The 16,563-nt window shown below is 72.2% G+C and carries 15 protein-coding genes; 6 read left to right on the plus strand and 9 right to left on the minus strand.

Features of this window, described 5'->3' with window-relative positions; genetic code table 11:
* The first annotated feature begins 203 nt into the window (after positions 1–203).
* On the plus strand, positions 204–1,133 hold the full coding sequence (locus ACR807_RS36055) for a 5'-nucleotidase (protein ID WP_438925989.1): 930 nt from the start codon (positions 204–206) through the stop codon (positions 1,131–1,133).
* Between the two features lie 139 nt (positions 1,134–1,272).
* On the opposite strand, the gene ACR807_RS36060 is transcribed toward ACR807_RS36055, so the two are convergent.
* From ACR807_RS36060 to ACR807_RS36070, 3 genes are all read right to left on the minus strand, one after another.
* A complete protein-coding gene (locus ACR807_RS36060) occupies positions 1,273–1,908 on the minus strand; it encodes a DUF4360 domain-containing protein (RefSeq protein ID WP_438925990.1) in 636 nt (211 codons plus the stop codon).
* A gap of 86 nt (positions 1,909–1,994) precedes the next feature.
* The gene (locus tag ACR807_RS36065) at positions 1,995–2,615 is read right to left on the minus strand and encodes a DUF4360 domain-containing protein (protein WP_438926003.1); all 621 of its coding nucleotides are present in this window, start codon (positions 2,613–2,615) and stop codon (positions 1,995–1,997) included.
* A gap of 369 nt (positions 2,616–2,984) precedes the next feature.
* Positions 2,985–3,503 (minus strand): MarR family winged helix-turn-helix transcriptional regulator, encoded by a 519-nt coding sequence (locus ACR807_RS36070; RefSeq protein ID WP_438925991.1) that lies wholly within the window; start codon positions 3,501–3,503, stop codon positions 2,985–2,987.
* Positions 3,504–3,562: 59 nt separating this feature from the next.
* Here ACR807_RS36070 and ACR807_RS36075 point away from each other — a divergent pair, with 59 nt between their 5' ends.
* Complete coding sequence (locus ACR807_RS36075; protein WP_438925992.1) at positions 3,563–5,074, plus strand: diguanylate cyclase domain-containing protein; 1,512 nt, start codon at positions 3,563–3,565, stop codon at positions 5,072–5,074.
* A gap of 108 nt (positions 5,075–5,182) precedes the next feature.
* On the opposite strand, the gene ACR807_RS36080 is transcribed toward ACR807_RS36075, so the two are convergent.
* Positions 5,183–5,965, minus strand: coding sequence for an SGNH/GDSL hydrolase family protein (locus ACR807_RS36080; RefSeq protein ID WP_438925993.1), 783 nt, complete (start codon positions 5,963–5,965; stop codon positions 5,183–5,185).
* Positions 5,966–6,103: 138 nt separating this feature from the next.
* Here ACR807_RS36080 and ACR807_RS36085 point away from each other — a divergent pair, with 138 nt between their 5' ends.
* Positions 6,104–6,658, plus strand: coding sequence for a TetR/AcrR family transcriptional regulator (locus ACR807_RS36085; protein WP_438925994.1), 555 nt, complete (start codon positions 6,104–6,106; stop codon positions 6,656–6,658).
* Positions 6,659–6,698: 40 nt separating this feature from the next.
* Here ACR807_RS36085 and ACR807_RS36090 read toward each other — a convergent pair whose 3' ends face one another.
* The 5 genes from ACR807_RS36090 to ACR807_RS36110 form a co-directional block, all read right to left on the minus strand.
* Positions 6,699–7,286 (minus strand): GrpB family protein, encoded by a 588-nt coding sequence (locus ACR807_RS36090; RefSeq protein ID WP_438925995.1) that lies wholly within the window; start codon positions 7,284–7,286, stop codon positions 6,699–6,701.
* 24 nt (positions 7,287–7,310) lie between these two features.
* On the minus strand, positions 7,311–8,087 hold the full coding sequence (locus ACR807_RS36095) for a cyclase family protein (protein ID WP_438925996.1): 777 nt from the start codon (positions 8,085–8,087) through the stop codon (positions 7,311–7,313).
* 86 nt (positions 8,088–8,173) lie between these two features.
* Positions 8,174–9,274 (minus strand): zinc-binding dehydrogenase, encoded by a 1,101-nt coding sequence (locus tag ACR807_RS36100; RefSeq protein WP_438925997.1) that lies wholly within the window; start codon positions 9,272–9,274, stop codon positions 8,174–8,176.
* Positions 9,271–9,687, minus strand: coding sequence for an acyl-CoA thioesterase (locus ACR807_RS36105; protein ID WP_438925998.1), 417 nt, complete (start codon positions 9,685–9,687; stop codon positions 9,271–9,273). The genes ACR807_RS36100 and ACR807_RS36105 overlap by 4 nt, the downstream gene beginning before the upstream one ends.
* 14 nt (positions 9,688–9,701) lie before the next feature.
* Positions 9,702–12,167 (minus strand): LuxR C-terminal-related transcriptional regulator, encoded by a 2,466-nt coding sequence (locus ACR807_RS36110; protein WP_438925999.1) that lies wholly within the window; start codon positions 12,165–12,167, stop codon positions 9,702–9,704.
* Positions 12,168–12,336: 169 nt separating this feature from the next.
* Between ACR807_RS36110 and bdeA the strand changes: the two genes are divergently transcribed.
* The 3 genes from bdeA to ACR807_RS36125 form a co-directional block, all read left to right on the plus strand.
* Entirely contained in the window at positions 12,337–13,200 is an 864-nt protein-coding gene (gene bdeA, locus ACR807_RS36115) for a bis(hydroxyethyl) terephthalate hydrolase (protein ID WP_438926000.1), read from the plus strand.
* 490 nt (positions 13,201–13,690) lie between these two features.
* A complete protein-coding gene (locus ACR807_RS36120; protein ID WP_438926001.1) occupies positions 13,691–15,130 on the plus strand; it encodes a family 2B encapsulin nanocompartment shell protein in 1,440 nt (479 codons plus the stop codon).
* Positions 15,131–15,174: 44 nt separating this feature from the next.
* Positions 15,175–16,563: family 2B encapsulin nanocompartment shell protein (locus tag ACR807_RS36125; RefSeq protein WP_438926002.1), on the plus strand; the 1,389-nt coding region annotated here is incomplete at its 3' end.

The raw sequence follows: 16,563 nt of genomic DNA on the forward strand, positions 1-16,563 counted from the left end.
CGCGCTGCGGCGCCCGGTCCGAGGTCGTAGCGGATCCTCGTTCAGCTCGGCCCGGTACCGCTGGTTTCCGAATTCTCTCGGCAACATGAGTAATGCGATCCACGTTGTCCCAGGTTGCGCGGTTCACCCGATCAGGTGACTGTCCATATCACTCTTCCGAACGTAGTGTCCGCTTCCCGAACGACGAACCCGTGGAGTGGACCATGACCTACGACTTGAACGACCGCCTGGTCATCGGTATCGCGTCCAGCGCACTGTTCGACCTGAAGAAATCCGACAGGGTCTTCCGCAAGAAGGGGGTCGCGGCCTACCGCGATTACCAGGAGCAGCGGGCGGACAAGCCGCTCAAGCCGGGCGTCGCGTTCCCCTTCGTCAAGCGCTTGCTGATGCTCAACGACCTCGCAGCCGACGAAGACCCCCTCGTGGAGGTGATCGTGCTGTCCAAGAACAGCCCGGACACCGGACTACGGGTGATGCGCTCGATCCAGCACCACGGCTTGCCGATCACCAGGGCGATCTTCCAGCAGGGCAGATCACCTCACCAGTTCGTGGAAGCCCTCAACATGTCGTTGTTCCTCTCCGCAAATGAGGAAGACGTGCACTCCGCGAACTCCGCAGGTCTTCCCGCCGGGCGCGTCCTCAAGTCGACCTTCGTCGACGACGAGGGTTCAGAACTTCGGATCGCGTTCGACTTCGACTCCGTCCTGGCCGACGACGAATCGGAGCGGGTGATGAAGAACGGCGACCTCCAGAGTTTCCACGAGCACGAACGGCTCAACGTCGCAACCGCCCACAACCCCGGCCCCCTTCAAGCCTTCTCCCAGGCGATCAACCGGATCCGCGCCCGTGAAGAAGAGGTGAGGGCCTCGGACCGCGAGTATCGGACGCGCCTGCGGGTGTCGATCGTCACCGCGCGCAACGCCCCCTCGCACGAACGGGCCCTGCGGAGCATCAAGGAGTGGGGGCTCCTCGTCAACGACGCGTTCTTCCTCGGCGGCATCGAGAAGCGCAAGGTTTTGGCAGTTCTGCGCCCGCACATCTTCTTCGACGACCAGCAAAGCCACCTGGAGTCCGCGTCCATGGTCCCATGCGTGCACGTGCCGTTCGGGATCGCCAACGAGCCGACCGCCTGAGCCGTTCCGGACGGCGTGCAGCGTTCCATCCGGGAACGGCGGGACAGGCGGACTTGGGGCTACTGCGGCGGTACCGCGTACGTGCTTCCACCCCGACCGCGCGCGGTCGCGCGGTCGGGGCGTCCCACTGCGGCCCTCGTTACGGGCAAGGCTTCCACGCGAAGTGGTAGGTGGTGTTGAAGCTGCCGTCGGTCGAGTCCATCGACATGAAGCTCGTCGTGGTCGCCGGGTCGGAGGTACCGGCGCCCACCCGCAGCTCGGTGTTGATGTTGAAGTTCCGCTGCTCGCCGCACGGGTGGTAGACGATGGCGGCGATCTCGGTGGTGTCCGTCGCCTGCCAGTCGTCGCTGAGCGGGCCGCTGTACGGGTGGCTCTTGTACGCCGTCGGCGACATGCCCTGGAAGTAGTAGTTCGCCCGCTCCAGGCCGGTGGCGCCGCGTTCGAGGTGGGCGAACCCGCGGTAGTCGGCCTGGGCGATGCCGTAGGTGAAGCCCTGCGGGACGTTGACCCTCAGGTTGAGCTGGCAGTTCTTCCGGAAATCGGTGGGCAGGGCGCCGACGCCCACCTGCGCCAGGAACTCGCTGTAGGTGACCGTGAACGCCTTGTTGTCCGGGGACACGGCCACCGCGGCGCTGCCGGGCGGGCACCCGGAGCCGTTCACGGTCACCACGTCGATGGTGATGTACTCGGGCGGCGGCGTGGTGTTGGGCGCCCCGCCCGGTGGGAATATGATCACCGACATCGCCAGTGCGGCCGCTGCCGCGAAGTTGAACATGAGGCACCTTCCGAAGCGGGTCCGGTACGTGTGAACAACGGCGGTGTCAACTGACGCGAAGCGGTGCGGCGTTCAGGGTGAACGGCTCAGCAGCGCTTCCAGGAGAAGTGGTACTCGGTGCTGACGCTGCTGTCGGTGGAATCCATCACCATGAAACTGACACCGCTCGAAGAACCGGCTTGCACGCGCAGTTCGGTGTTCACGTTGAACAGTCGCCGCTCGCCGCACGGGGCGTAGACGATGGCATCCCACTCGGTGGTGTCGGTGGCCTGCCAGTTGTCGCTGTACGGCCCGGCGAACGCGTGGCTCCGGCGCGAGGTGGGCGAGGTGCCGGTGAAGTAGTAGTTGCCCTGCTCCAGGCCGCTGGCACCGTGCTTGAGGTGCGCGAACCCGCGGTAGTCGGCCTGGGCGACGCCGAACGTGAAGCCCTGCGGGTAGGTGACCTCCAGCACGAGCTGGCAGTTCTTGCGGAAGTCGGTGGGCTGCGAGCCGCCGCCGGCCTCGGCCAGGAACTGGCTGTAGGTGACGGTGAAGGCGGTGCGGTCGGCGGAGGCGGCGACCGCGGCGGTGCCGGGTGGGCACCCGGAGCCGTTGACGGTCACCACCTCGATCCCGACGTAATCGGGGGGCGGACTCGACGTGTCCATTTCTCCGGCCGGCGTGAGTGCGGACAGCGCGAGCGCCACCGCGGCCATTGCGGTCAACATGGGGGGCCTTTCTGCCGCGAGGTCGTGCACGCGGCGGGAAGCGGTGATGACGGGGGTGTGGTGACGGCGAACATTGCGGCGGTGGCGGTTACAGGAATGTAGCGCAGAGGTGACGCGGCGCTGTTCCACCGTTCGAGTACACCGGACCTCGGCATCGGTGCGCAATTTTTCGCAATTCAACGGACGGGGGCGACGAATGCCCGTGTCGGCTGAGCCGGGCAGCGCACCGTCATGCACGAATCAATTGAAAATACCACTAATTCCACTTCGGAGGACGGCCGGGTGGAAATGGGGCGCGCGGCCCCGCCCCGCGTCGACGGGCGCGGCGCGAGGCGGGGCGGGGCGGGGAGAGGGCGGCGGGAAGGGCGGTCAGCCCGGCCTGGAGGCCACCACGCGGCGGATCAGCTCCACCATCTGCGCGCACTCCGCCGGGTCCAGCGCCTCGAACCAGCGGGCCTCGCGGGCGTTCTGCACCGGGAACGTGGACGACACCGCGTCCCGCCCCTGGTCGGTCAGGGCCACGAACACCACGCGCCGGTCCTGGCCGTCCCTGGTCCGCTCGACCAGGCCGGCCCGCTCCAGCGTGTTGATCAGGTTCGACATGGCCGACCGGGTGGTCCCGGACAGCTCGGCCAGCCGGGCGGGCTGGGTGGGGCCGAGTATCCAGAGCTTGAACATCAGCCGGAAGCCCGGCATGGTCCAGCCCTGCTCGCGGTGCACGAGGGCCTCGTAGTCGGTGATCATCATGTACGCCAGGTGGAGCACGTTGTAGGAGAGGCCGAACGCGTCGGCGTCACCGCCGGACTCGGCGATCCGGTGCCGCGCGAAGCGCTCGTAGTCCTGCTCCGTCACCACGTCCTCGGCCACGGGGACCTGCTGCTCTGCCACACGCCGATCCTTCCAGGACGGCCGGGCCGGCGGAGCGGGAATGCGGCACACTGGGGCGCGTGCTGGCGACGAGGCGGTTCGGCGTCACGGCGGCCGTGGTCCTGGTGCTCGCCGCCGTCGCGTCCGCCGCTGCGAGCGTGGACCTCGTGCGCGGGGACGCCGAGGTGGCGCTGGACGACCTGTCCCAGCTCGCGGCGGGCCTGTTCGCGACCGGTTGCTGCTGGTGGACGGCTCGGCGCACGTCCGGTCCGGACCGGAGCTGGCGGGTCGCGACGGGGTTGGGCGCGTTCTCCTGGTCGGTGGGCATGGCGCTGTGGACGTGGTTCCAGCTCGTGGAGCAGCGGGCCGTGCCGTCGCCGTCGGTGGCGGACGCCGGGTACCTGGGGATCGTGCCGTGCGCGTTCGCCGCGCTGCTGGTGATCGGCGGTTTCCGCCGTTCGGGGACGCCGGACGCGCTGCTGGACCGGCGCTCGCGGTCGGCGCGGCTGGTGCTGCTGCTCGACGGGCTGATCGTGGTGGGGTCGCTGTTCGTGCTGGCCTGGGCGATCGCGCTGGGCAGGCTGGTGGAGGCGGGCAACCCGACGGCGCCCGCGTTCCTGGTGGCGATCGCCTACCCGATCACGGACCTGGTGCTGCTGGTGATCGTGGTGGTGCTGAGCGCGGACCGGAAGGTGGTGCTGCGCCCGCAGCTGCGACTGCTGGGCCTGGGGTTGACCGGGCTGGCGGTGTCGGACCTGGCGTTCGCGTACCTGGTGAGCGTGCGGGCGCCGGAGGTGCCGCCGCTGGCGAACGCGGGGTTCGTGGTGGGGCCGGTGCTGATCGGCCTGGCCGCGCTGGCGCCGGTGCCGGCGGCGGTGGGCGGGCCGGTCCGGACGCGGCGGTCGTGGCAGTGGGCGTACCTGCTGATGCCGTACGTGCCGCTGCTGGTGTGCACGGTGCTGGTGCTGCGCAGCACGGTGCGGGGTGAGCTGGGGACGTTGGACGCGGTGGAGATCGCGTGCGGGTTCACGGTGTTCGTGGCGGTGATCCTGCGGCAGCTGGTGACGCTGGTGGACAACACGGAGCTGGTGCTGCTGCTGCGGGAGTCGGAGCACACGCTGTCGCACCAGGCGCACCACGACCCGTTGACGGGGTTGGCGAACCGGGCGCTGTTCGAGCGCAGGTTGGACGAGGCGATGGCGGCGCACCAGCGCGAGGGCTCGCCGTTCGGGTTGTTGTTCGTGGACCTGGACGACTTCAAGTCGGTCAACGACGTGTCGGGTCACGCGCACGGCGACGCGCTGCTGGAGCGGGTGGCGCGGCGGTTGCGGTCGTGCGTGCGGGACACGGACGTGGTCGCCCGGTTGGGTGGTGACGAGTTCGGGGTGCTGGTGGAGGGCGTGGAGGAGCCGGAGCAGGTGGCGTTCCGCGTGCTGGACGCGCTGGGCGGGGAGATCAGCGCGTCGGTGGGGGTGGTGATCTGCGCCGAGCAGGACCCGGAGGCGACGGCGCAGTCGGTGCTGCGGTGCGCGGACAAGGCGATGTACGAGGCGAAGCGCGAGGGTGGTCACGGGCTGGTCATCCACCCGTGAGCGCGCCCGACCGCCGGGGAGCGCCGCGGAGCGCCCGACCGCCGGGGAGGGCGGCCGGGCGCGGGACGACGGGCGGTCAGCGGGTCAGCAGGTCAGCGGGTCAGCGGGTCAGCCGGTCACGGAGTTGAGCAGCGGCAGGTAGCCCTGGGCGTAGCCGGTGGCGTTGGGGTGGAAGGACTCCACGAGGCGCAGCAGGGAGAACGAGTTGACCCACGGCGACCGGCCGCAGGCGCCGTGGCCCGCGAACCGCGCGCGGGCGTCGACGTAGCGGAGGCCGGCGGCGGTGGCGCGGGCGGAGATGACCTCGTGCAGGACGTCGGCGCCGTTGTTGAGGGCGGTGCGCTTGGTGGTGCTCAGGCAGGTGCCGGCGGGTTCGACGAGGCGCGGGTAGCCGAGGACGACGACGGTGGCGCCGGGGGCGCGGGCGCGGATGGTGGCGTAGGTGCGGTCGAGCTTGGCGGGCAGCGCGGTGCGGCCCTGGGAGATGCCGGCGTCGACGGCGTTGACGCAGGCGCTGTCGCTGCCGGTGACGCAGGTGAGCATGGTGGAGGCGAAGCCGATGTCGTTGCCGCCGATGGTGATGGACACCAGGTCGGTGCCGGCGTCGAGGGAGGCGAACTGGTCGGTCATGCTGTCGGTGGTGGCACCCCCGCAGGCGGCGTACCGGAACGACGAGACCTCGTGGGTGTCGGCCCACAGCTGGGCGTAGCCGCGGGGGCTGCGGAAGCAGGTGCCGCCGGTGTAGGGCGGGGCACCGGTGCCGGAGGAGTAGGAATCGCCGAGGGCGACGTAGTCGACGGGGGCCGCGGCGGAGGCGGTGGAGGTGGTGAGCACGACCGCCAGGGCGGCGGGCAGCACCGCACACACGACCCTGAGAAGACGTTTGCGCACGTCCAGTCCTTCCTCGATGACGCCAGGCGTGAAGGCGCGTGATCACCGACGTTACGAAGGCGAACCGAGGTATCACAGACGGTGCTATTCTCATTACTTCCGGGTAACATCCACCGCTCGCCCGCCGGGATGGCCGACGTGCCCCTCCGTCAAGCGCCGCACCGCAGCGACGCCCGCCGCAACCGGGCGGCCATCCTGCGCGCGGCCTGGGACGAGGTGGCGCTGGGCAGGCCGGTGCCGTCGGTGCGGCGGCTCGCCGACGCGACCGGGTTGGGCCAGGCGACGGTGTACCGGCACTTCTCCGACCGCCGGGCGCTGCTGCTGGCGGTGACGCGGGAGCAGGTGGCGGTGCTGCGCCGGACCGCGGGGCGGGGCGCGGACGACCCGGCGGCGTTCCGGTCGCTGCTGCGCGGGGTGCTGGTCCACCAGGTGTCGGTGCGCCCGCTGGTGGACGAGCTGCGCCGGCTGCCGCGGACCGACCAGCTCGGCCAGGTCCGGGCCCTGCTCGACGCGCTGCGGGTCCCGTTCGCCCGGTCGCAGGCGGCGGGGCACCTCAAGGGCGACGTCGTGCTGGACGACCTGCCGCTCGTGTTCACGATGCTCCAGGCCGCGGTCGACGCGGCGCCGGACCCGGGCACGGCCCGGCGCGCGATCCCCGTGCTGCTCGACGGCCTGTTCCGCGCACCGCCCTGACCGCGCACCGCCCTGACCGTGCACCGTCATGACCGAGGGGCTACAGCATCCCGGCGGCGCGGAACAGGCGGTCGTAGATCTCGCGGATGACGTCCTGCTTGCGGGCGTTGTAGTCCATCACGTGGCCGCCGCCGGGCACGGCCGCGCGCTTGGCCGCCTCGTAGCGTTCGCGGTCCTCGGGGTGCGCGCGCAGCCAGTCGCGGAACATGCGCACGCGGATCGCCTCCGGGCAGTCCGGGCCGTACACGTGCAGGTTGGCGCGGGGTTCGGCCAGCCGCAGCGCGCGGTGCTCGTGGAACGACGGCTCGCGGATGACGAGGACGTAGCCGAGGCGCTCCAGCGCGGGCACGTACGCGTGCTCGTCGCGGGGGTCGGCGACGGTGAGGGAGATGTCGACGACGTCCTTGGCGGCCAGGCCGGGCACGGACGTCGAGCCGACGTGCTCGACGTCGAGGACCGCGTCGCCGAGCGCGGCGCGCACGTCGGCGACGAGGCGTTCATAGCACCGGGGCCAGCCCGGGTCGTAGGGGACGATGCGGACCTCCTCGGGCGGGGGCGGTCCCAGCACCCAGGGGTCCTCGTCGGGGTCGGGGTCGTGGTGGCGGGTGATCTCCTCGTGGGTGGGCACCCACCGGAAGCTAACAGGCCCGGCTCACCGCTTCGGCACGAACGCGTACACGCTCGCCGGCGAACCGGAGCCGCGCCGGTTGACCACGCCGCCGGCCAGCACGTGCGCGCCCTGCTCGGGCAGCTCGGCGAGGTTCGCCAGCACCTCCAGGCTGATCCGGTGCTCCCGGTAGAGCAGCTTGGACACCCGGTAGTCGGTGTCGGTCGCGGGCTCGGGGCTGAACGTGTCGGTGCCCAGCGCGCCGCGGCGGCCCAGCCGCCCGGTCCCCACCAGCCACTCCACGGCGGCCAGCGAGAAGCCCGGCTGGTGCATCCGCCCCTCGGCGTCGAGGTTGTAGAACGCGTCGGTGCCCCAGCGGTCCTCCCAGCCGGTCCACAGCACCACGGCCGCCTCGCGGGGGATGCGGCCGTGGTGCTTCTCCCAGCGCTGGAGGTCGGCGACGCTCACCTCATAGTCGGCGTCGAGCCGGGCCCGTTCCCGCACGTCGACCTTCACGGCGGGCAGGAACAGGTCCTCGGTGTCCAGCTCGTCGGCGTGCGGCTGGTCGGCGTTGAAGTGCGCGGGCGCGCCCCAGTGGGTGCCGGTGTGCTCGCCCTGCCGCACGTACTGGAGGTAGTAGCCGTCCTCCGGCACGGTGGTGACCGTGGACAGGGTGAACTCCGGGTCGCCGGGGTAGACGCTGGTCCGCTCGGGGTCGTTGACGTGGGCGAGGTTCACCAGGCGGTGGTCGCGCAGGCCGAGGCGGCCGGAGGCTTTCGCCGAGCCCCCGCCCGCGAGCACCCCGCCCACCGCTGACGCCACACCCGCGAGCATCGACCGTCTGCGCACCGCGGACCACTCCCCTGCCTAGCCGTCACCCGATCCGGGTAACCGTACCGGCCGGCCGGTCACGGGACGACGACCTGCCGGACGGCATCCCCCGACGCCAAACGGGCGAACCCGGCGTTCACGTCGTCCAGCGCGAGGGTCCCCGACAGCAGCTCGTGCACGGGCAGCTGCCCGGTGCGGTGCAGCTCGACGAACCGGGGCACGTCCCGCCGGGGCACGCACGACCCGAGGTAGCTGCCCTTGAGGGTGCGCTCCTCGGCGACCAGGCTCAGCGCGGGCAGCGTCACGGTCCGGTCGGGGTGCGGCAGGCCGACGGTGACCGTGGTGCCGCCCGGGGCGGTGGCCAGGTAGGCCTGCTCCAGCACGGCCGCCACGCCGGTGGTGTCGATGACCTTGTCGGCGCCGCCACCGGTGAGGTCGCGCACCGCGGCCACCGCGTCCGCGCCGCCCGCCACGTCGTGCGTGGCCCCGAGCTTGCGGGCCAGCGCCCGCTTGTGCTCCACCACGTCCACCGCGACGATCCGCGACGCCCCGGCCGCGCGGGCGGCGAGCAGGGCGGCGAGGCCGACCCCGCCGAGCCCGAAGACCGCGACCCGGTCGCCCGGTCGCACCGCGGCGCTGTAGAACGCCGCGCCCGCGCCGGTGAGCACGGCGCACCCGAACAGGGCGGCCACCTCGGGCGCGAGGTCGTCGGGCACGCGGGTCGCGGACTTCTCCGACACCACGGCGTACTCGGCGAACCCGGACACGCCCAGGTGGTGGTGCGGGCGGGTGCCGTCGGGCAGCCGCAGCCGCCGGGCGCCGCCGAGCAGGGTGCCCTCGCGGTTGGCCGCCGCGCCCGGTTCGCACAGCGCCTGCCGGCCGGACGCGCAGCGGCGGCACGAGCCGCAGGCGGGCACGAACGACAGCACCACCCGGTCGCCGACGGCGAAGTCGGACGCGCCCGGCCCGGTCTCCACGACCTCGCCCGCGGCCTCGTGGCCGAGGACCATCGGCAGCGGCCTGATCCGCGAGCCGTCGATCACCGACAGGTCGGAGTGGCACAGCCCGGTGGCGCCGACCTTGACCAGCACCTCGCCGGGGCCGGGCGGGTCCAGCTCCAGGTCGAGCACCTCCAGCGGTCCGCCCACGGCGGTCAGCACCGCGCCCCTGGTCCTCACGCGACCACCAGCCCCTCCATCGCGGTGCGCAGCCCGGCCGGTACGTCGATCGGTTTGCGCGTGTCCCGGTCGGTGAACACGTGCACGAAGTGCCCTTCGGCGACCACGTCGTCACGCCCCTCCGGGTAGAAGCCGACCTCCCAGCGCACGCTGGAGCGGCCGAGGTGGCCGATGCGCAGGCCCGCGTCGACCGCCTCGGGGAAGGCGATGGAGGCCCGGTAGTTGCAGCGGGACTCCACGCACAGCCCGATCGCCGGTCCGCGGTGGATGTCCAGCCCGCCGGTGGTGATCAGCCACGTGTTGATGACGGTGTCCATCCACGCGTAGTGCACGACGTTGTTGACGTGGCCGTACACGTCGTTGTCGTGCCACCGGGTCGGTATCCGCTGCCAGTGCCGGTAGTGCTCGCGCACGCAACCCCTCCTCGTCAGTCGAGCATCCTGGTCAGCTCGACCCTGGACCGCACCTCGAGCCTGGCGAAGATGTTGCGCAGGTGGTGCTCGACGGTGCGGTGGCTCAGGAACAGGCGCGCGGCGACCTCCCGGTTGGTCGCGCCCTCGGCGACCAGGCGGGCGATCTGCGCCTGCTGCGGGGTGAGCGAGGCGACCCGGTCGCCGGTGGGCGGCGCGTCGGCGGGGGCGGTGACGGCCTCGCCGGCGGCGCGCAGCTCGGCCCGGGCGCGGGCGACCCAGCGGTCGGCCTCGTAGCGCTGGAAGATCTTCACGGCGTCGCGCAGCACGTCCCGCGCGGCCCGGGGCTTGCGGCCGCGGCGCAGCCGGTGCCCGTAGAACAGCTCGGTCTTGGCCAGCTCCATGGCGGTGCCGCTGGCCCGGTGCAGCCGGATGGCCTCGCGGAAGTGCTCCTCGGCGCCGGGGTCGTCGGCCAGCATGGCGCGGCAGCGGTGCGACAGGGCCAGCCGCGCCGGGCTGTTCGTGGCGCCCACCCACTTCTCGTAGCGGCGCAGCGCGCGGTCCGCGGTGGAGCGGCGTCCGCAGCCGACGGCGGCCTCCACCACGTGCGGGGCGGCCATGACCTTGATGCCCGCGTGCACGCCGCCGGAGCCGGCCGTCATCAGGCGCAGCCGGTCGAGGGCGTCGGCCGGGCGGTCCAGGGCGAGGTCGACGCACGCCGACGCCCACGCGCCGAACGTGCCGGAGCGCCCGAGGCCGCGCTGGGCGATCTGCTCGGCGGCGGCCTCGACGCGGTGCACGGCGGTGTCGGTGTCCCCGCGCAGGGCGGCGAGCAGGGCGAGGATCGTGAGGTGGTCGACCACGGCGTTGTGCTGGCCGATCGCGGTGGCCGCGTGCACGCCCTCGAACGCCGCCGACAGCGCCACCGCGTGCTGGTCGAGCAGCAGCGCGGACAGCGCCCGGTAGACCAGCGCCCACGGCACGAGGGAGGTCAGGCCCTGCTCGTGGGCGGCGGTCACCGCGCTGGTGGCCAGCTCGTGCGCGCGGGTCGCGTCGCCGAGGGCGTAGGCGGCCTGGCCGCCCCAGATCTTGGCCTGCGGGTGCGGCACGCGTTCGGCCAGCTCCACCGCGGAGCGCAGCGCGGGCAGCGCCTCGGTGTGCCGGCCGGCGAACGTGGCGGCCATGCCGGCGAGGTGGTCGAGGGTGACGCGGGTGCGGTCGGGTTCGTCGGGGAGGCGCAGCCGGGCGGCGAACGCGGCGGTCTCGGCGTACCGGGCGTGGTCGCCCGCGATGCTGGCGGCCTCGCCGGCGAAGCCCAGCGCGGTGATGGCCAGCTCGCGGTGGGTGTGCACCAGTTGGCCCGCGGCGTGCAGCAGGCGGCGCACGGCGAGGTCGGGCAGGCCGTGGCCCAGGTCGATGCCGCCCTTGACCAGCTCGGCGCGGGCGCGCAGCTCGTCGCTGTCGGTGAGCCGGGCGGCGGTGCGCAGGGCGACGCGGGCGCGGCGGGGCGCGCCGTGCGCCCAGTGGTCGGTGGCGGCGGCGACGAGGTGGCGGGCGCGGGTGTCGGGTTCGGCCGCCAGGGTCGCCGCGCGGTCGTGGTCGCGGGCGGCGGCCGGGTAGTCGCCGCAGCGGCGGGCGCGGCCGGCGGCCCCGGCGAGCCGGTCGGCGAACGCGTCGCGGTTGCCGGGCGCGCGGGCGGCCTCGTGCCAGGTGCGGCGCGGGCCGGGCGGCAGCGCCGCGGCCAGGGCGGCGTGCGCGGCGAACCGCAGCGGCAGCGGCAGGGCGTCGCGCAGCGCGACGCGGGCCAGGGGGTCGTCGTCGAGCAGGGCGCGGGCGTCCTCGACGGCGTCCAGGTCCAGGTCGGGCATCCGGGCCAGGGTGTCGTCGTCGACCTCGTCGTCCACGACGCGCAGCGCCGCGGCGAACCGGGCCTGCGCGGGCAGGGCCCGGAAGCGGGCGGTGAACCGGGCGCGCAGCGAGCTGTCCGCGGGCAGCCCGTCGGGCGGGGGCGCGGTGCCGCCGATCTGCTCGGAGGTGAGCGCGCGGGTCAGCTCGACCAGCGCGAGCGGGTTGCCGCGGGCCAGGTCGGCGACCTCGTCGGCGAGGCCGGGCGGCAGGCCGGGGCGCAGGTCGCGCAGCACGCGCAGGCTGTCGGCGTGGTCGAGCGGGTCGAGCCGCACCCAGGGCAGGCCGCGCGGGTCGCCGCCGGTCGCGACGAGCAGGGCGACCGGTTCGTCGGCGAGGCCCGCGACCAGCTCGTCGAGCCACGCGGTGTCGTCGAGGAGGTGGGCGTCGTCCACGCACAGGAGGACCTCGCGGTCCCGGGGTCCGCGCCCGGCCGCCCGCCGGCGGGCGTCGTCGAGCATCGCCGACTTGCCCGACCCGGGCCCGCCGCACAGCACGAGGACCCCGCCCCGACCGGCTCGGGCACGGTCGAGCAACGCGTCGACGGCGACGCGCTGCCGGTGGCGTCCGCGCAGCATGCGGCCAGTCTCGCCGTCCCCCCGGCGTCGGCGGAAGGGGTCCGGGACAAATTTTCTACCAGTGTTAGTTTTCGGGTGGACCGGTGGTTGCACCGATGCGGGGTGGTCACCGAGTGGCGCAGGGTCATCGCTGTCCGCAGTTTCCCTGCCAAGCGAGGTGTACACCGACGTGCAACTCCGCACCCTGATCCCCGCGCTGATCCCCGCGCTGGCCCTGGCGTTGGTCGCCCCCTCGGCCGAGGCGGCCGAGACCGAGTACCGCCGCGGTCCGGCGCCCAGCAACTCCAGCATCGAGGCCCTCCGCGGGCCGTTCTCCACCTCCGAGACCTCCGTGTCGTCCCTGGCGGTGACCGGCTTCGGCGGCGGCACGATCTACTACCCGACCAGCACGGCCGAGGGGACGTTCGGCGCCATCGCCATCTCCCCCGGCTTCACCGGCACGCAGTCGACGATCTCCTGGCTCGGCCCGCGCATCGCCTCCCAGGGCTTCGTGGTGTTCACCATCGACACCAACACCACGCTCGACCAGCCCGACAGCCGGGCGTCGCAGCTGCTGGCGGCGCTGGACTACCTGACGCAGCGCAGCTCGGTGCGCGGTCGCATCGACGCCTCGCGGCTGGGCCTGATGGGTCACTCCATGGGCGGCGGCGGCACCCTGCGCGCCGCCGAGCAGCGGCCGGCCCTGCAGGCCGCGATCCCGCTCACCGGGTGGCACACCGACAAGTCCTGGGGCGGCGTCCGGGTGCCCACCCTGGTCGTCGGCGCCGAGAACGACACGGTGGCGCCGGTGGGGTCGCACTCCGAGCCGTTCTACACGTCGCTGCCGTCCACGCTCGACAAGGCGTACCTGGAGCTGAACGGCGCGAGCCACTTCGCGCCCAACACCTCCAACACCACCATCGCGAAGTACAGCATCGCGTGGCTCAAGCGGTTCATCGACAACGACACCCGCTACGAGCAGTTCCTGTGCCCGGCGCCGGGCCGCAGCACGCAGATCTCGGAGTACCGGGACACCTGCCCGCACAGCACCTGATCCGCCCCCGGAGGGGTACCGGTCCCGGGCGCGGGACCGGTACCCGACCCGGTTCCGCGCCCGTTCCACCGATTCGAGCACCGCGATCCCGGGAACCCGGGGTCGCGGTGCTCGTCGTATGAGCGCTTCTCGACTTCAGCGAAAAAACACTGAGACGATCTTCACCGAGAAAAATGCCCTTGATCGCCCCATCGGGGTACACGCACAAGACTGGACTTCAGACCGCACAAGTGCGAAATGACCACTGACACGGCCACCAGCAGGTCTGTCAACTCCACCACAGGGTGGAGAACGTTACGACAAACGAGTCAAACATTCCACGTCAGGGCGAATCAGTTCCCATTTGTCGGACAGATTCACCCATTATTACTTGCTGTGCGGAATACATGCACCGAACGTGCGCGAAACACCCCCTGATACCCCTCCGGGGGGTCCCCACATCAGCCGCTTCCCCTACTGCATTCGCGCTCACTACCGTCAGTCCGGCCCAATGAAGGAAATCCGATTGGCGGTGTACGTGGTGACTGTGACCGATTCGGACGCGGACCTCGAGCGACCCCGGCTGAGCCTTGGCACGGCGGCAGCGCGGAACCTCGCGACGACGACCAAGTCCGTGCCCCAGATGCAGGGGATCACCTCGCGGTGGTTGCTGAAGCTCCTGCCCTGGGTGGAGGCGAAGGGCGGCGCCTTCCGGGTCAACCGCAGGCTCAGCTACGCCATCGGCGACGGCAGGCTGACGTTCACCAACACCGGCGCGGACGTCCGGGTCGTCCCGCAGGAGCTCACCGAGCTGCCGCTGCTGCGGAAGTTCGACGACGTGGCCGCGCTCACCGCCCTCGCCGCCCGCTTCGAGCAGCACGAGTACCAGCCGGGCGACGTGCTCGTGGAGGAGGGCCGCCCGCAGGACGCGCTGTTCCTGATCGCCCACGGCAAGGTCAACCGGATCGGCCGCGGCGAGTACGGCGACCAGACCGTGCTGGGCGTGCACGCCGACGGCGACTACTTCGGCGACCAGGTCCTCGCCGGACCCCAGGGCGAGTGGGGCTTCACCGTCAAGGCCGTCACGCCGGTCATCGCGCTCACCCTGCCCTGGGACGTCTTCGAGCGGCTCAACGGCGAGGCGGGCGGGCTGCGCGCGCACATCCAGCGCGCCTTCGCCGCCGGCGCGGGAGCCCGGCAGAACGCCCACGGCGAGGCCGAGATCGACATCGCCTCGGGCCACGAGGGCGAACCCGACCTGCCCGGCACCTACGTCGACTACGAGCTGGCGCCGCGCGAGCTGGAGCTGAGCGTCGCGCAGACCGTGCTGCGGGTGCACAGCCGCGTCGCCGACCTCTACAACCACCCCATGGACCAGGTCGAGCAGCAGCTGCGGCTGACCATCGAGGCGCTGCGCGAGCGCCAGGAGTACGAGATGGTCAACAACCGCGACTTCGGCCTGCTGCACAGCGCCGACCTCAAGCAGCGCATCCACACCCGCAGCGGCCCGCCCACCCCCGACGACATGGACGAGCTCCTCGGCACCGTGTGGAAGGAGCCCACCGCGTTCCTGGCCCACCCGCGGGTCATCGCCGCGTTCGGCCGCGAGTGCAGCAAGCGCGGCATCTACCCGTCCACCGTCGACCTCAACGGCCACCACATGCCCGCCTGGCGCGGTGTGCCGATCCTGCCGTGCAGCAAGATCGAGGTCTCCAGGACCCGCACCAGCTCGATCATGCTGCTGCGCGCCGGCGAGGAGAACCAGGGCGTCATCGGCCTGCACCAGACCGGACTGCCCGACGAGTACCAGCCGGGCCTCAACGTGCGGTTCATGGGCGTCAGCGAGAAGGCGATCATCTCCTACCTCGTCAGCGCCTACTACTCGACCGCGATCCTCGTGCCGGACGCCGTGGGCGTGCTGGAGCACGTCGAGATCGGCCGCGAGGACTGAACCGCACCGCCCCTCCCTCCCCCTGACGAGATCGGACATCCGACGTGACCGTGATCGACCCCGGCCTCGTGCCCGAGGAGGCCGAGCACCAGCGGCAGAGCCTGGGCACCGCCGCCGCCCGCAACCTGGCCAGCACCACCAAGTCCACGCCGCAGATGCAGGGCATCTCGCCCCGCTGGCTGCTGCGCAAGCTGCCCTGGGTGAGCACCCAGGCGGGCACCTACCGCGTCAACCGCCGCCTCACCTACTCGCTGGGCGACGGGCGGGTGACGTTCACCAGCACCGGCGCGGACATCCGCGTCATCCCGCAGGAGCTGCGCGAGCTGCCGCTGCTGCGCGACTTCGACGACGAGGAGGTGCTGTCCGCGCTGGCCGACCGGTTCGAGCAGCGCGAGTACCAGCCCGGCGACGTCGTCGTCGAGGAGGGCCGGGCGGCCGACGAGGTCTTCCTCATCGCGCACGGCAAGGTCAACAAGATCGGGCGCGGCGAGTACGGCGACCAGAGCGTGCTCGACACGATGGCCGGCGGCGACCACTTCGGCGACGAGGTGCTCGCGGGCGCCGAGGCGGTGTGGGACTTCACCGTCAAGGCCGTCACCCCGGTGATCGCCCTGGTGCTCGCGCGGCGGCAGGTGCTCCAGCTCAACGGGCGCGGCGACGCGCTGCGCGCGCACCTCGCGGAGGTCGTGCGCCTCGGCGGCAAGCCGCAGAACAAGCACGGCGAGGCGGCCATCGAGATCGCCTCGGGCCACGACGGCGAACCGGACCTGCCGGCGACGTTCGTGGACTACGAGCTGGCGCCCCGGGAGTACGAGCTGGAGGTCGCCCAGACCGTGCTGCGCGTGCACAGCCGCGTCTCCGACCTCTACAACCACCCGATGAACCAGACCGAGCAGCAGCTGCGGCTGACCATCGAGGCCCTGCGCGAGCGGCAGGAGCACGAGATGATCAACAACCGGCGCATCGGGCTGCTGCACAACGTCGACCTCAAGCAGCGCATCCACACCCGCGGCGGGCCGCCCACCCCGGACGACCTGGACGAACTGGTGTCGCGCCGCCGCAAGACCGCGTTCATGCTGGCCCACCCGCGCACCATCGCGGCGTTCGGCCGGGAGTGCAACAAGCGCGGCCTCTACCCCGGCACGACCGACGTGGACGGCACGCGCGTGACGACGTGGCGGGGCATCCCGATCCTGCCGTCGGACAAGATCCCCATCTCCGACCGCCACACCAGCTCGATCATCGCGATGCGGGTGGGCGAGCAGGACAACGGCGTGATCGGCCTGCACCAGCCCGGCATCCCGGACGAGGTGCAGCCGAGCCTGAACGCCCGGTTCATGGGCATCAGCGAGAAGGCGATCGTCTCCTACCTGGTCAGCGCCTACTACTCGGTCGCCGTGCTGGTGCCGGACGCGCTGGGCGTGCTGGAGCAC

Source organism: Saccharothrix sabaoui (assembly GCF_051756985.1).
Taxonomy (GTDB): domain Bacteria; phylum Actinomycetota; class Actinomycetes; order Mycobacteriales; family Pseudonocardiaceae; genus Actinosynnema.

What these genes read in the sequence shown, in the direction of transcription:
- ACR807_RS36055 (WP_438925989.1), top strand. Translation starts at nt 204, where the DNA reads ATGACCTACGACTTGAACGACCGCCTGGTCATCGGTATCGCGTCCAGC.
- ACR807_RS36060 (WP_438925990.1), bottom strand. Translation starts at nt 1,908, where the DNA reads ATGTTCAACTTCGCGGCAGCGGCCGCACTGGCGATGTCGGTGATCATA.
- ACR807_RS36065 (WP_438926003.1), bottom strand. Translation starts at nt 2,615, where the DNA reads ATGTTGACCGCAATGGCCGCGGTGGCGCTCGCGCTGTCCGCACTCACG.
- ACR807_RS36110 (WP_438925999.1), bottom strand. Translation starts at nt 12,167, where the DNA reads ATGCTGCGCGGACGCCACCGGCAGCGCGTCGCCGTCGACGCGTTGCTC.
- ACR807_RS36120 (WP_438926001.1), top strand. Translation starts at nt 13,691, where the DNA reads ATGAAGGAAATCCGATTGGCGGTGTACGTGGTGACTGTGACCGATTCG.